Raw genomic sequence first — 13654 nt, 5'->3', positions numbered from 1 at the left:
TTGCAGGCCGCGCCCTGGAGAACGCCTTTTCCAGATGAATGACGGGCCGAGGCGACGGCGTCAACCGTCTGACCGAATTGTGTCAGGCGGTTGTAGATCGGATTGGGGCCGGCCTCACCTGAATATCACTCAGCGCGGATGTCGATCGGCGCCTCGATCTTCACCATCTCAAAGTCCGAAACGAGGATATCCAGCCGCGCGTTCCAGCGCCCGGGAATTGGGATGACGAGATTGTCGACGCGCCAGGTGCCGTCGCCGGGTTTTGTCGCTGGCCGCTTGATCGTCTCGATGCCGGAATCCGGCTTCGACAGCACCAGCGTCACCGCCTTGGCGTCGAGCGGGCCGAAATCGCCGGTCATGATCACCACCGAAGCGGCGACCTCGCCGGCATGGCCCGGCGTGATGCTGAGATCGGCCATCGCCTTCAGCGTGTGGATGTGGATCGACACCGGTTGCGCGGCGGCGATCGCCAGGGCGCGCGGCGGCGGGGTGAAACGCCAGCCGGCGGCGACGCCGAAGATGGCAAGCACGATGACCACCTCGATGCCGATCGAGCGAACCAGCCGCCGCTGCACCTCCGTGTCGCCCGCCTCGGCGGGCACGGTCAGTGTCCAGCGGTTGACCGCGGCAAGCGTGAACAGGAAAAGCAGCAGAGCCAGCTTCAGAAGCAGCAGCCGGCCATAGGACGTGTCGATCAATGCCGCCGGCTGCTGCACCTGGATGATCGCCAGCATGATGCCGCTGGCGGCAAGCGCGATGACGACCGGCAGGATCGCGCGAGAGAAGCGCCGCAGAAAGGCTTTTGCTTCCGCGGGTTGCTGCCGCAACGCCAGGCCGAGCGGCGCCAGCGAACCGGCCCAGAAGGCGATTGCGGCGCCATGCAGGAACACCAGCGGCCGCGTCAGCCATTGCGGCTCGGCGGCGCTGGCGTGGCCGCTCGCGGCGAGAGCGCCGCCGACACCGAGCAGTGCAGCACTTGCCGACAGCTTGCGGAGACCTGACGGCCCGGCAAGCGACAACAGCGCGAGACCAAGCGCGATCAGGCCGATCAGCACCGTCCAGACGAAGCTCGTCTCCAGCGCGGTCTTCCAGACAACCGGTGCCGCAAACCGGGCGAGCGGCGCGCCGAGCCCATCCAATCCCTGCAGGCCGAGCGATACCGGCGCGCCGGCCAGACCGAAAAGCAGCGCTGCGGTGACAAAGCGCTGGCCGCAACGCCGGTCCTCGGCCAGCCATGCAAGCGCGAACGCGCCGCCGACGCCGAGGAAGAGGCCGGCATAGAGAAACAGCCTGGCTGCCCAGATCGCCGCGCGCAACGTCCGGTCGACGGCTTCGGCCGCCACCGGCGCGGCACTTGGCGCACCTATGGAAAACAGCGCCGAACCGGCGACCGGATGGCCGTCGACCGACACCACTCGCCAGCTCAGCACATGCGTGCCGGATTTGAGCGTTTCAGGATTGTCGATCTCAACGGTCTGATCGTTGAGACGGAAGGATGTCAGCGCAAGCTGCGAGCCGTCCGGCCGCACGAGCGTCAGGACCAGCGGCGAGACCGGCTCACTGAAGGTGAGTGAGAATTTGGCGGGACTTTGCGGCAGCACCGCGCCGTCGGCCGGATCGGTCGCGACCAGCGCCGCATGCGCAAGGGCGCGACCAGGCATGGCCAATACCGCCATCGCCACGAGCACTGCCACCAGCCAGGCAAGCGGGCCGGTATGCAGGCGGATCGTCGAGGAAGGCTGTGCTGCGTTCATGCCGTCATGACAGGAAATGGTGGCGCGCCCCGATGGAGCGCCAACGAAAGATCATTTCTTCGGCAGCAATTTGATGCCGGGCGCCGGAGTTTCCAAGGCGTCCTCATCCTGGCCCGCCGCCGGGATCTCGATCCAGCGATCGATCGCGTCGCCGCATTCCTGGACCACCGGGAAATAGAGCATCTGGCCGGCTGGCAGATCGGCCGCCAGCGAAGCGCGGAAGACGAACTCGTCATAGAACTCGTCGGGCAGGTTGCCGCCGCTCCAGTCCACTTCCTTCACGCCGGTGGTCAGCGTCTCGCCATAGAGCTGGTAGGACTTCTCGTACCTGCCCTTCTTGGCCTGCAGCGTCCAGCCGGGCTTGGGCATCGGCTTCACCGCGATGACGCCTTCGGGGATCTGCACGCGCACGGCGGTCGTCGCCTTGCCCTCGCAGCCATGCGGCACGCGCAGGACCGTCTTATAGGTGGAGCCGACAGCCGCTTCCTGCGTTTCAAGCGTGATGTGGGCGAGCGCGGCATTGGTCCCGAGCGCGCATAGCACGCCCGCCGCCAAAAGATACTTCTTCATGGATCGTCCCTCTGAATTCGAACTGGCGGATTACTCGGCGTGATCCATGTCCATATCGCCACTGCCTGTCTCGCCCATGCCTTCGACGGCAAACTCGACTTTGACGCTGCCGGCCTTCTCGAACGTCAGCGTCGCGGGGAATTTCTCGCCCTGCTTCGGCTGACGCTTCAGGCCGGTGAACATCAGGTGGTAAGCGCCCGGCTTCAGCGCGACCTTGCCGCCGGCCGGGATCTCCAGCCCGCCCTCGACCGGCCGCATGGTCATGACGCCGTCCTTGACGCCCATCTCATGCAACTCGGCTTTGTCGGAGATGTCGGAGGAAATCGACAGCAGCCGGTCCGGCGCGCTGCCCTTGTTGGTCACGGTGAAGTAGCCGCCGGCCACCTTGGCGCCGGGCGGCGTCGCCCGCGACCAGGGGTGCACGATCTCGAGATCGCCGACCTTGAATTCATGCGCGATGGCGGCCGGAATGCAGGCCAAGAGAAGGACAACGAAAAGCGCGGCGAAGGCGAGACGCTGCCGCAAGCCGAGCTGCGGCTGACCGCGAAGGGCGAAGGCTCGCGCCTTGGGAAGAAGATTGGACATGGTTGCTCCATGGATAGGGAATCGCGCCGCAATGCGGTCGCGAGCAGTCTGATCATAGGATGGACAAGGCCGCGAAAGGTTCCGCGGATCAGCCGATTGCCGGCGGCGCGCGCGGATTGGCCGGCGAGCGATCGCGGGCGAAGTCGAGATGATGGAAGGCCGGGACCGCAAAAGCGACTGTCTCGAACGCCATCGCCCTGTGAAGCGCATTCGCTTCCGGCGGCGGCAGATGCGCCGGCGAAGCCATGCTGCAGCCGAGCGAGCAGCAGGCCGGCATATGCTGCTGATGGGGATCGCCGTCGGGGGGCTTTACAGCGCCTTCATGCGTGCAGATGACATTGCCGAAGGCGTCGAGCTGCGAAGACGCGCCGAAGGCGAACGCACCGAGAGAGGACTGAAGCAACAGAAGCAGCGCCGCGACGAACGCGGCCGGCATGCTCCATCGTCTCAGCCGGATATTCAACGCAAAGCCTCTCCCGGAAACTTGATCGACCCTAACATGGACGATGCGGCCGGAAAATCGGCAAAACCGCGCTGCGGCAACGCGGCGCGACGTGCCTGTTTTTATGGGTCTGTTGAGATTCAGGTCAGGCCGAGCCGAGAATGGTGGTTTCCGAGAACCGGCCTACGCCGGCCGTAGCCTTCCTAGAGCGGAGACCCTTATGAGGGCTTCGGCCGGCGAAGGCCGGAAGCGCAGGAAGCCGCCGTTCGCAGGCCGGCATCACCTGAATATCAACAGACCCTCAGGCGGGCTGCGCCTGCCGTCCCTCGGGAATGGAGCTCAACAGCGTCTGGCGCGCCGACTTCAAATGCTTGCGGCAGGCGGCGTCCACCTTGCCGGGATCGCGCGATTTGAGCGCCGCGATATAGGCGAGGTGCTCCTGCACCGCGACCTCGTTGCGCTGGCGCTCCTCGGCCTTGTTCCACTGATAGTGGTAGTGGAAGATCATGGCGATGACATCGTAGAAGTCGACGATGAAGCGGTTGTGCGAGGCGCGGTGGATCAGCCGGTGGAGGCGCTCGTCGAGCTCGGAGAATTCGTTGAAGCGCGTGGCGATCTCGCTGGCGAGCTGGCGATGCTCGACCTCCAGCCCGTCGAGATCGGCCCAGACCGCGCTCTCCAGCGGAAGCGCGACAAACGCCGCCGCCGAGCGCAGCTCGAACATCTCGCGTATCTCGGTCAATTCGAGCGCGAAGGCGCGCGTGAAACCTTTCAGCACCCAATGGCTGTTGCGCCGTTTCTCGATCAGGCCGAAGCGCGAGAAGCGGATCAGGAACTCGCGCACGCTGGTGGTGCCGACGCCGATCTCGCGCGCCAGTTCCAATTCGTTGATCTGCATGCCGGCCTCGGCGCCACTGGCAAGCAGCCGTCGCATGAAGGAACGCTCGATGATCTCGGCCAGCGTGTCGGTCTCTTCCTCCGGGAAGAAATCCTCCGGCCGCGGCGCCCTGAGCACCGTCTTGCTGCGCTTGTTCCAGGCGATCAGCCCGGTCTCTTCCATGCGGGTAAGGATGCTGCGCACCGTGGTGCGGCTGACGCCGAGCAACGTGCCGAGCTCGGGTTCGGAGGGCAGGCTTTTGGATTCATCGAGCAGCCGCAGACAGCGGTTGAAGGCGTCCTTGTAGACGTTGTTGCTCTTCGACATTCCCTGCCCCGTTGCCTCGCCGGCGCTTGCGACGGCCGACTTGAGGCGCAATTATGGTGCGTTCCTAGCTCAAGCTTCCGAAAACAGGAAAGGTTTTCGCCGGCTTGCCAAACGGACACCCGCACCGCCAGAGGGCGCGCGCTGTCCGCGACGAAAAAACAATTGACGCAAAAATGTTTTTTCCCGATAAAAGACATTACCTTTAAACGGGCGCGAGTCAATCCGCCCGCCTTCCCAGGATCCACCCAGGACAGCCGCCCGTGACCATTGCCAACACCATCCTTCTCTCACCCTCCGACAATGTCGCCGTCGCCAATGGGCGTATCGAGATTGGATCGCCCTTGCCGGGCGGCGCCGCCGCGACCGCCGTGATCGAGCCTGGCCACAAGGTGGCGATCAAGCCGATCGCCGCGGGCGAAGCGGTGGTGAAATACGCGCAGGCGATCGGCCGCGCCACGCAGGCCATCGCGGCTGGCGAGCATGTCCATTCGCACAATCTGGTTTTCGAGAGCGGCCGCTTGCCGGTGGTGCCGCCGAGCGAGGCAGAGCACGCCACCGAGGCCGACCGCAAGCGTACCTTCATGGGCTACCGCCGCGCTGACGGCCGCGCCGGCACGCGCAACTTCATCGGCATCATCGCCAGCGTCAATTGCTCGTCGACCGTTTGCCATGCCATCGCGGACGAAGCCAACCGCACGCTTCTGCCGAAATATCCCGGCATCGACGGCTTCGTGCCGATCGTGCACGGCCAGGGCTGCGGCATGAGCGCCACCGGCGACGGCATGATGGTTCTGCACCGCACTTTGGCCGGCTATGCGCGCCACCCGAATTTCGGCGGCATCCTGATGGTGGGCCTGGGCTGCGAGGTCAACCAGCTCACCCTTTATGGTCAGAAGGGCGTCGCGGCGGGAAAACGCCATTTCAACATCCAGGAAGCCGGCGGCTCGCGCAAATCGGTCGAGCGGGCGATGGGCGTGCTGGCCGAGATCGCCGAGGAGGTCGGCCAATTGCATCGCGAGCCGATTCCGGTCTCGGAGATCGTCGTCGGCCTGCAATGCGGCGGCTCGGACGGCATGTCCGGCATCACCGCAAATCCGGCCTTGGGCGCCGCCGTCGACATCCTGGCCGGCTGCGGCGGCATCGGCATCCTGTCGGAGACGACCGAGATCTACGGCGCCGAGCATCTGCTTGCCTATCGCGCCGCCTCGCCCGAGATCGCCGCCAAGCTCGACGGCTTCGTGAAGTGGTGGGAGGACCATACCGCCAAGCACGGCGCCTCGATCGACAACAACCCATCGCCCGGCAACAAGCGCGGCGGCCTGACCACGATCCTCGAGAAATCGCTGGGCGCGGTCGCCAAGGGCGGCCAGACGCCGCTCAACGGCGTCTTCGGCTATGCCGAGAAGGTTTCGGGCAGCGGCCTGGTGTTCATGGACACGCCCGGCTACGACCCGGTCTCTGCCACTGGCCAGGTCGCCGGCGGCGCCAATGTCATCGTCTTCACCACCGGCCGCGGCTCCTGCTTCGGTTGCCGGCCGACGCCGTCGATCAAGGTCGCCACCAATTCGACCATGTATCACCAGATGGAAGAGGATATGGACGTCAATTGCGGTGTCATCGCCTCGGGCGAGAAGACCATCGCCGGCATGGGCCGCGAGCTCTTCGAGCTGATCATCGAGACGGCGTCCGGCCGCAAGACCAAGAGCGAGGCGTTCGGTTACGGCGACAACGAGTTCGTGCCCTGGCATCTCGGCGCGACGCTCTAGATCACGGACAACACGGCCACCGACGACGGGACCGGGCAACCTTCACGATCCTGCGATTTGGCTAGGGAATGAATATTCCATATTGACAGAATAATGGAATTAATGTTCCATGTTCAAGGGAGGAACGGAAGCGCGCTCGTATGCTGCCTGGGAGGGGAAGCCGGCTGAAGCCGACCAAACCCTATCCGGCAACACGTAAACGGCACCAGACACCGCTTGCATCGGCCACTGCGATGCACTATCAAAAAACGGCATCTGTTTTTTATTGATAAAGTTCTGTTTGGCTCGCGCCTATCCAGATGGAGCTTCCGTAAACCTTCACCAGGCGATTTTAGGGAGGAACCTAATGAAATTCGTGACCAGCCTTCTCAACCGCCGCGCTTTCGTGGCCTTGGCCGCCGCATCGATGCTTGCCGGCACGCTGCATTCCGCCCCTGCCTCGGCGGCCGACGTGACCATTCCGATCATCGTCAAGGACACAACCTCCTTCTACTGGCAGATCGTCCTGGCTGGCGCCCGCAAGGCAGGCAAGGATCTCGGCGTCAACGTGCCGGAACTGGGCGCGCAGGCCGAGACCGACGTGAACGGCCAGATCTCGATCCTCGAAAACGCCGTCGCCGGCAATCCGGCCGCCGTCGTCATCGCGCCGACCGAGGCCAAGGCGCTCGGCAAGCCGATCGACGAGGCCGCATCCAAGGTCAAGGTCATCGGCATCGATTCCAGCGCCGACTCCAAGGCCTTCACCTCCTTCCTCACCACCGACAACGTCCAGGGCGGCCGCGTCGCGGCTGACGGTCTGGCCGCCGCGATCGGCGCCGCCAATGGCGGTAAGGTCGAGGGCAAGGTTGCCCTGATCACCGCGCTCCCGGGCGCCGGCTCGCTCGAGCAACGCGCCCAGGGCTTCAAGGAACAGCTCAAGGCCAAGTATCCGGGTCTCGAGCTCGTTGCCGACAAATACGCCGACGGCCAGGCGACCACCGGTCTCAACATCGCGACCGACCTGATCACCGCCAATCCGGATCTGAAGGGCATATTCGCCTCCAACCTGATCATGGCGCAGGGCGTCGGCCAGGCGATCGCCGAGAACAACCTTGCCGGCAAGGTCGGCCTGATCGGTTTCGACAGCGACGAGAAGCTGATCAAGTTCCTCAATGACGGCGTCATCTCCGGCCTCGTCGTCCAGGATCCCTACCGGATGGGCTATGACGGCATCAAGACCGCGCTCGCCGCATCGAAGGGCGAAAAGGTCGAGGCCAATGTCGACACCGGCGCCAACCTGGTCACCAAGGCCAACATGAAGGACCCGAAGATCGACGCGCTGCTCAATCCGAAGCTCAAGTGAGATCTTCACGACAGTCGTTTCCGGGGCCTCGCGCCCCGGGAACATCCGCCGCGGCGGCTTGGAAATTCGACGCCTTGCGTTAGCTTGCGTTCAAGGTGCGCGATCAAGACGCATCGCTGCGGATCCAACAGTTGAGATCAATCTGGGAGGATTGTCATGACGTCGACGGCGCAGGAACTGCATCCGCACCCCACGCTGGAGCCTGGCAGGACGATCCTCGAGCTCAACGGCCTCGAAAAGCGCTATCCCGGCACGCACGCGTTGAAGCCCGTGCACCTTGCCTTCAAGGCGGGCGAGATCCACGCCATTGTCGGCGAGAACGGCGCCGGCAAGTCCACCCTCATCAAGCTTCTGACCGGCGTCATGCCGCGCACCTCGGGCGAGGTCGTCTGGGAGGGCAAGCCGGCGGCTTTGGCAACACCTCATGAAGCGATGGCGCTCGGCATCAACGCCGTCCACCAGGAGGTGGTGCTGTGCCGCCACCTCACGGTCGCCGCCAACATGTTCCTCGGCGAGGAGGAGTCGCGCTTCGGCATCCTTCAGCAGCGCGCCATGGTCAAGGACGCACAGAAGATCATCGACGATCTCGGCTTCGACCTGCCGGCGCATGTCGTTCTCGGCGACCTCACCATCGGCCAGCAGCAGCTGATCGCCGCAGCCCGCGCCACCGTGCGCGGCACGAAATTCCTGATCTTCGACGAGCCGACCGCCTACCTCACCCGCAAGGAGGCCGACCAGCTGTTCACGCTGATCCGCCGACTGAAGGGCGAAGGTGTCACCATCATCTACATCAGCCACCGCATGGAGGAAGTGTTCGAGCTCGCCGACCGCGTCTCCGTTCTGCGTGACGGCACCCTGGTCGGCACCCGCAACATCGCCGAGACCAACGAGCCCGAGCTGGTCAAGCTGATGATCAACCGCTCGATCGAGCAGATCTACCACAAGGAGCACTTCACGCTTGGTGCCGCGATCGTCGAAACGAAGAACCTCTCCGGCAAAGGCTTCGAGAATGTTTCTCTGACTGTCCGCGCGGGCGAGATCGTCGGCCTCTACGGCCTGATCGGCGCCGGCCGCAGCGAGTTCGTCACGACGCTTTACGGCCGCCACAGGAAATCGGCCGGCCAGATCCTGTGGCAAGGCAAAGAGGTCCAGGTCAATTCCGAGCACGACGCAATCCGGCTCGGCATGGCGCTGGCGCCCGAAAGCCGCCGCGACCAGGGCCTGTGCCTCAATTTGCCGGTCGGCATGAACCTCAACCTGCCGATCTACAAGCGCATTTCGAGCAACCTTCTGATTTCCGGCGCCAAGGAGAAGGCCGAGGCCGACCGCCAGATCGCCGACCTGCGCATCAAGACGCCGACGCGCCATGCGTTGGCCTCGAGCCTGTCGGGCGGCAACCAGCAGAAGATCGTCATCGGCAAATGGCTGGCGCATGGCGCCAAGCTGTTCATCTTCGACGAGCCGACAGTGGGCGTCGATGTCGGCACCAAGGCCGAGATTTACCGGCTGTTCAGCGTGCTCTTGTCGAAAGGCGCCGGCATCATCCTGATCTCGTCCTATCTGCCCGAGGTCTATGAGCTCGCCGACACGCTGCATGTATTCCGGCGCGGCAAGCTGGTCGCCACGCATGGCTTCCGCACTGCCGATCACGAGGAAATTCTCACGCAGGCGCTCGCCGAGAAACAAGAAAAACAGGGAGGTCAAACATGAGCACCGAGGCCATCGCCGCCGAAAAACCCAAGCGCAACTACAACGCCCTGTTCGGGCTGACGCTGCTGGCGCTGCTGGTTCTCCTGTGGGTCATCCTGTCGGTCGCGACGTCGAGCTTCGCCTCGGCCAACAACATTTCGAATCTGCTGCGCCAGGGTTCGATGATCGCCATCCTCGCAGTCGGCCAGACCTTCGTCATCATCACCGGCGGCATCGATCTTTCCGTCGGCGCGGTGGTCGGCTTCTCCACCGTCATCGCCGCAATGCTGATCAATGCCGGCGTGCCGGTCTTCGCCGCTATCCTGATCACGCTTCTGGTCGGCGTCGCCATCGGCCTGTTCCACGGTTTCGGCATCGTCAAGATGGGCCTGCCGCCCTTCATCATCACGCTGGCGACGCTGACATCGCTGCGCGGCATCGGACTGCTGATGACCAACGGCAATTCCATCTCGATCAACAACGACGCCTTCCAGGAGTTCTCGCGCAATTCCTTCGTCGGCGTCCCCAATTTGTTCTGGATGGTGATCCTTGTCGGCATCCCGGCCTACATCTTCCTGCATCACAGCCGCTGGGGCCGCTATCTGTTCTCGGTCGGCTCCAATGCCGAGGCGTCGCGCCTGTCCGGCGTCAACGTGCAGCGCACCATCTATATGGCCTATACGCTGTCCGGCCTGTGCGCGGCCTTCGTCGGCGTCCTGCTGGCATCCCGCATCGGCATCGGCAATCCGACCCAGGCCGAAGGTTGGGAGTTGCAGGCGATCGCCTCGTCGGTGATCGGCGGCACCTCGCTCTTCGGCGCGGTCGGGTCGGTGCACGGGCCGCTGCTCGGCGCTTTCATCCTCGCCACCATCAACAACGGCGCCAACCTGCTCAACGTCAACGCCTTCTGGCAGCGCATCATCACCGGCGTGCTGATCATCGTCATCGTCTACTTCGACGGTCTGCGCCGTCGCGGCAAATGAATCCTCCCTGAAACTCCGCGCCGGCCCGGTTCGACCGAGGCCGGCGCTCTTTTTTGGATTGCCCATGAAAGCCGTTGTCTGCCGCTCGCCCGGCGAGCTTGTCCTCGAAGACCGCGCCGCCCCAGCTACGCCGCCGCCCGGCTGGGCGCGCGTCGCGGTCAGCCATGTCGGCATCTGCGGCACCGACTACCACATCTTCGAAGGCAAGCACCCCTTCCTGGCCTATCCGCGCATCATGGGCCATGAGGTTTCCGGCACCATCGTCGAGAAGGGCGAAGGCGTCGATCTCGCGGTCGGCGAGCCGGTGATCATCAACCCCTATCTTTCATGCGGCAAATGCATCGCCTGCCGGCACGGCAAACCGAATTGCTGCGTGAAGATCGAGGTGCTGGGCGTGCATCGCGACGGCGCCATGTGCGACGAGATCCTGGTGCCGGCGCAAAACCTCTACCCGACGAACGGCCTGTCGCTGGCCGACGCTGCGACGGTGGAATTCCTGGCCATCGGCGCGCATGCGGTGCGCCGCTCGCTCGGTCAGTCCGGCCAGCGCACGCTGGTCATCGGCGCCGGCCCAATCGGCCTTGGCACGGCGATCTTCGCGCGCATCGCCGGGCTGGATGTCAGCCTGCTCGACATGAGCGCTGAACGTCTCGGCTTCGCCGAAAAGGAACTCGGCTTTGCCCCGCTGGACAGCTCGAAAGCGGCGGCCGCCGACCTGGTGCGGCAGGCGACCGGCGGCGAAGGGTTCGACCTTGTGTTCGACGCGACCGGCAACACCCAATCGGTGCAGTCGGCCTTCGCCCATGTCGCGCATGGCGGCACGCTGGTGCTGGTCAGCGTCGTCAAGGACGACATCACCTTCTCCGACCCCGAATTCCACAAGCGCGAGATGACGCTGGTCGGCAGCCGCAACGCGCTGAAAGCCGATTTCGACCATGTCGCGGCCTCGATCCGCAACGGCTCCGTGCCGTTGAACAAGCTCGTCACCCATCGCACCACGCTCGACGGAACGCCGCGCGACCTCGCCAGATGGACGCATGAGAAATCGGGGCTGATTAAGGCGGTTATCGAGGTCGGCTGAGCGCCGGCACGGAGATCTCGGCTCTGGATTCCTGGCAAATCGCGGCATTGGCGATTGGCCGAAGCGTTTGTGCCTCGTCATCCACGGGCGGAGCAAGGAGCGTAGCGACGCGCGCAGACCCGAGGACCCATTCCGTGACGCCAACGCGTTGCGACGATCCAGAATTCTGCTCCGCTGCACTCTACGATTAAGATAACGGAATGAATCCCCGGGTCTGCGCTCCGCTTCGCGTCGCTCCGCCCGTGGATGACGACCTCACTGGGCTATCGTCCTGGATGACCGCGTTGAAGGCTAATCGTTGGCCAATAGCCTGAGCTCCACCCGCTCCGCGGGAAAGCGCGACTCCGCGAACTGGATCGGCTGGCCATCGAGCGTGACGTTGACGGCGACGGTGACCAGCACGATGGCGCCCGGCTGCAGATCGAGCGCTGCAAGGTCGTCGGCATCGGCATGACGTGCCGACAGCACGGTCGATTGCCGCAGATAATCGTTGATGCCGAAACGCTTGAGCGAGGCGGTGATCGATCCCGTCTCCGCCATTGCGTCCTCGATGCCGGCGAAGCGCTGGGCGTCGAACCAGGTCGTCGCGCGCGATACTGGATGACCATCGGCCTCGCCACGCGTCTCCAGGCAAATGACGGCCGCGCCCTTGGCGATGCCCAGCGCCTCGGCGATGCGCCGGCTGGCCGGCTCCGTGGATGATGACAAGAGCGCGATGTGCCGCTCGCTCGTCTGCCCCTGCAGCCCGGTCGAGAAGCGCGTGCGCGCGCCGATCGGATAGGACAGCCGTTTGCGCGACAGGACGAAGGTGCCGCGTCCCTGCTCGGCCTTCAGCACGCCTTCCTGCACAAGTGCTGCGATGGCGCTGCGCACCGTATGGCGGTTGACGCCGTAGCGCTCGGCCAGTGCGACTTCGGGCGGCAGCGCCGCATTCTCGGCGAAATCGCCGCTTGCGATCCCCTGCAATATCTTGTCGGCGATCTGCCGCCACAGCGACACGCCGTTACGCCTTTCGATACTCGCCGCCAGTCCAGTCACCATCGCCCCCCAAGCATTTTTCCCGCCCTTGTCATCCACCCGTCATGGACTCCCGTTACGAGGTGAGTATAATTTGTATAGTTGTCTATATCAATAGACAAATTTGTGCATGCAAGGAGCGATGCCATGCGAGGACAGGAAGCGCGCGAGCAGGCCGGGCGAAAGGCCTTGATGGCGACGCTGGCGCATGCCGCGGCCGATGAGATCGCCCGTCTGTGGAGCGAAGCGGACCTGCCTTCCGAGGCGGAGCTTTTGCGAGGCCCGGAGACCGGATTGGTGACGGTGCGCGGGCGGATCGGCGGCGGCGGCGCGCCGTTCAATGTCGGCGAGGCTACGGTCACCCGCGCCACGGTGCGGCTGCCGTCGGGCCAAGTCGGCCATTCCTATGCGCTCGGCCGCGACAAGGGCAAGGCAAAACTGGCGGCAATCGCCGACGCGCTCTGGCAGGACCCGGCACATCGCGAAGCGGTCGAGACGAAGCTCGCCGCGCCCTTGCGCGCGGCGCTCGATGCTGCGCGCGAAACAAAGCGCGTCGAAACGGCGGCAACGAAAGTGGATTTCTTCACCATGGTGCGCGGAGAAGACTGATGAACATCGCCACGCAATCGATCGACGGCGGTTTCGCCGAGCCGGTCTTCGACGCCCAGGCCGTGTTCCGCGCCATCATGGACGCGATGGCGCGCCCCGGCACCGTCCAGGAGCTGCCGCAGCTCGCCCGCCCGCCGGCGCCGTTGTCGGCGACGGCAGGCGCGGTCGCGCTGGCGCTCTGCGACAACGACACGCCGGTCTGGCTCGACCACGCGCTGCTGGCGGAGGCCTCGGTCAAGGCCTGGCTCGGCTTTCACACCGGCGCGCCTTTGGCCAACACGCCGGCCGACGCGCATTTCGCCTTTATCGCCAATCCGAAGGAGATGGCGGCGATCGACGGTTTCTCGCAGGGCACGCAGGAATATCCTGACCGCTCGACGACGCTGATCCTGCTCACCGGCGATCTCGGTTCCGGCCCGACGCTGCTGCTCGAAGGCCCCGGCATCGAGAAGACGGCGATGATCGCGCCGACCGGCATGCCGCGCCATTTCGTCGAGCAGTGGAAGCAGAACAACCAGCGTTTCCCGCGCGGCGTCGACATCATCCTGGCGGCGCCCGGCAGCCTCGCCTGCCTGCCGCGCACCACCCGCATCAAGTCGATGGAGGCATGAC

At 64.7% G+C, this 13654-nt stretch carries 13 protein-coding genes; 7 read left to right on the top strand and 6 right to left on the bottom strand.

Annotated elements, in window-relative coordinates; all coding sequences use genetic code 11:
* Positions 1–125: 125 nt before the first annotated feature.
* From RFM52_RS21615 to RFM52_RS21595, 5 genes are all read right to left on the bottom strand, one after another.
* Positions 126–1754 carry a copper resistance CopC/CopD family protein gene (locus RFM52_RS21615; protein WP_320296930.1) on the bottom strand — a complete coding sequence of 543 codons (1629 nt, stop codon included), beginning with the start codon at positions 1752–1754 and terminating at the stop codon, positions 126–128.
* 51 nt (positions 1755–1805) lie between these two features.
* Positions 1806–2324 (bottom strand): YcnI family copper-binding membrane protein, encoded by a 519-nt coding sequence (locus RFM52_RS21610; protein WP_320296931.1) that lies wholly within the window; start codon positions 2322–2324, stop codon positions 1806–1808.
* Positions 2325–2354: 30 nt separating this feature from the next.
* Positions 2355–2909, bottom strand: a complete 555-nt coding sequence (locus RFM52_RS21605) for a copper chaperone PCu(A)C (RefSeq protein WP_320296932.1) — start codon at positions 2907–2909, stop codon at positions 2355–2357.
* 88 nt (positions 2910–2997) lie between these two features.
* Positions 2998–3345 carry a DUF2946 family protein gene (locus tag RFM52_RS21600; RefSeq protein ID WP_320296933.1) on the bottom strand — a complete coding sequence of 116 codons (348 nt, stop codon included), beginning with the start codon at positions 3343–3345 and terminating at the stop codon, positions 2998–3000.
* A 307-nt stretch (positions 3346–3652) separates the two neighbouring features.
* The gene (locus RFM52_RS21595; protein WP_320296934.1) at positions 3653–4555 is read right to left on the bottom strand and encodes a GntR family transcriptional regulator; all 903 of its coding nucleotides are present in this window, start codon (positions 4553–4555) and stop codon (positions 3653–3655) included.
* Between the two features lie 260 nt (positions 4556–4815).
* Between RFM52_RS21595 and RFM52_RS21590 the strand changes: the two genes are divergently transcribed.
* The 5 genes from RFM52_RS21590 to RFM52_RS21570 all read left to right on the top strand — a co-directional run bounded on the left by RFM52_RS21590 (position 4816) and on the right by RFM52_RS21570 (position 11416).
* Positions 4816–6321 (top strand): UxaA family hydrolase, encoded by a 1506-nt coding sequence (locus RFM52_RS21590; RefSeq protein ID WP_320296935.1) that lies wholly within the window; start codon positions 4816–4818, stop codon positions 6319–6321.
* A gap of 346 nt (positions 6322–6667) precedes the next feature.
* Positions 6668–7663, top strand: a complete 996-nt coding sequence (locus RFM52_RS21585; protein ID WP_320296936.1) for an ABC transporter substrate-binding protein — start codon at positions 6668–6670, stop codon at positions 7661–7663.
* 156 nt (positions 7664–7819) lie between these two features.
* Complete coding sequence (locus RFM52_RS21580; protein ID WP_320296937.1) at positions 7820–9373, top strand: sugar ABC transporter ATP-binding protein; 1554 nt, start codon at positions 7820–7822, stop codon at positions 9371–9373.
* A complete protein-coding gene (locus RFM52_RS21575) occupies positions 9370–10335 on the top strand; it encodes an ABC transporter permease (RefSeq protein WP_320296938.1) in 966 nt (321 codons plus the stop codon). Before RFM52_RS21580 ends, RFM52_RS21575 begins: the two co-directional genes overlap by 4 nt.
* A gap of 64 nt (positions 10336–10399) precedes the next feature.
* Entirely contained in the window at positions 10400–11416 is a 1017-nt protein-coding gene (locus RFM52_RS21570) for a zinc-binding alcohol dehydrogenase family protein (protein ID WP_320296939.1), read from the top strand.
* Between the two features lie 291 nt (positions 11417–11707).
* On the opposite strand, the gene phnF is transcribed toward RFM52_RS21570, so the two are convergent.
* A complete protein-coding gene (gene phnF / locus RFM52_RS21565; protein WP_320296940.1) occupies positions 11708–12457 on the bottom strand; it encodes a phosphonate metabolism transcriptional regulator PhnF in 750 nt (249 codons plus the stop codon).
* A gap of 123 nt (positions 12458–12580) precedes the next feature.
* Here phnF and phnG point away from each other — a divergent pair, with 123 nt between their 5' ends.
* Positions 12581–13042, top strand: coding sequence for a phosphonate C-P lyase system protein PhnG (gene phnG / locus RFM52_RS21560; RefSeq protein ID WP_320296941.1), 462 nt, complete (start codon positions 12581–12583; stop codon positions 13040–13042).
* On the top strand, positions 13042–13653 hold the full coding sequence (gene phnH / locus RFM52_RS21555) for a phosphonate C-P lyase system protein PhnH (protein WP_320296942.1): 612 nt from the start codon (positions 13042–13044) through the stop codon (positions 13651–13653). Before phnG ends, phnH begins: the two co-directional genes overlap by 1 nt.
* Position 13654 lies beyond the last annotated feature (1 nt).

It is taken from the genome of Mesorhizobium humile (genome assembly GCF_033977215.1).
GTDB classification, from domain to species: domain Bacteria; phylum Pseudomonadota; class Alphaproteobacteria; order Rhizobiales; family Rhizobiaceae; genus Mesorhizobium; species Mesorhizobium humile.
Note: the sequence above shows the minus strand (reverse complement) of the source record. Positions and strands in the feature narration are given on the sequence as shown.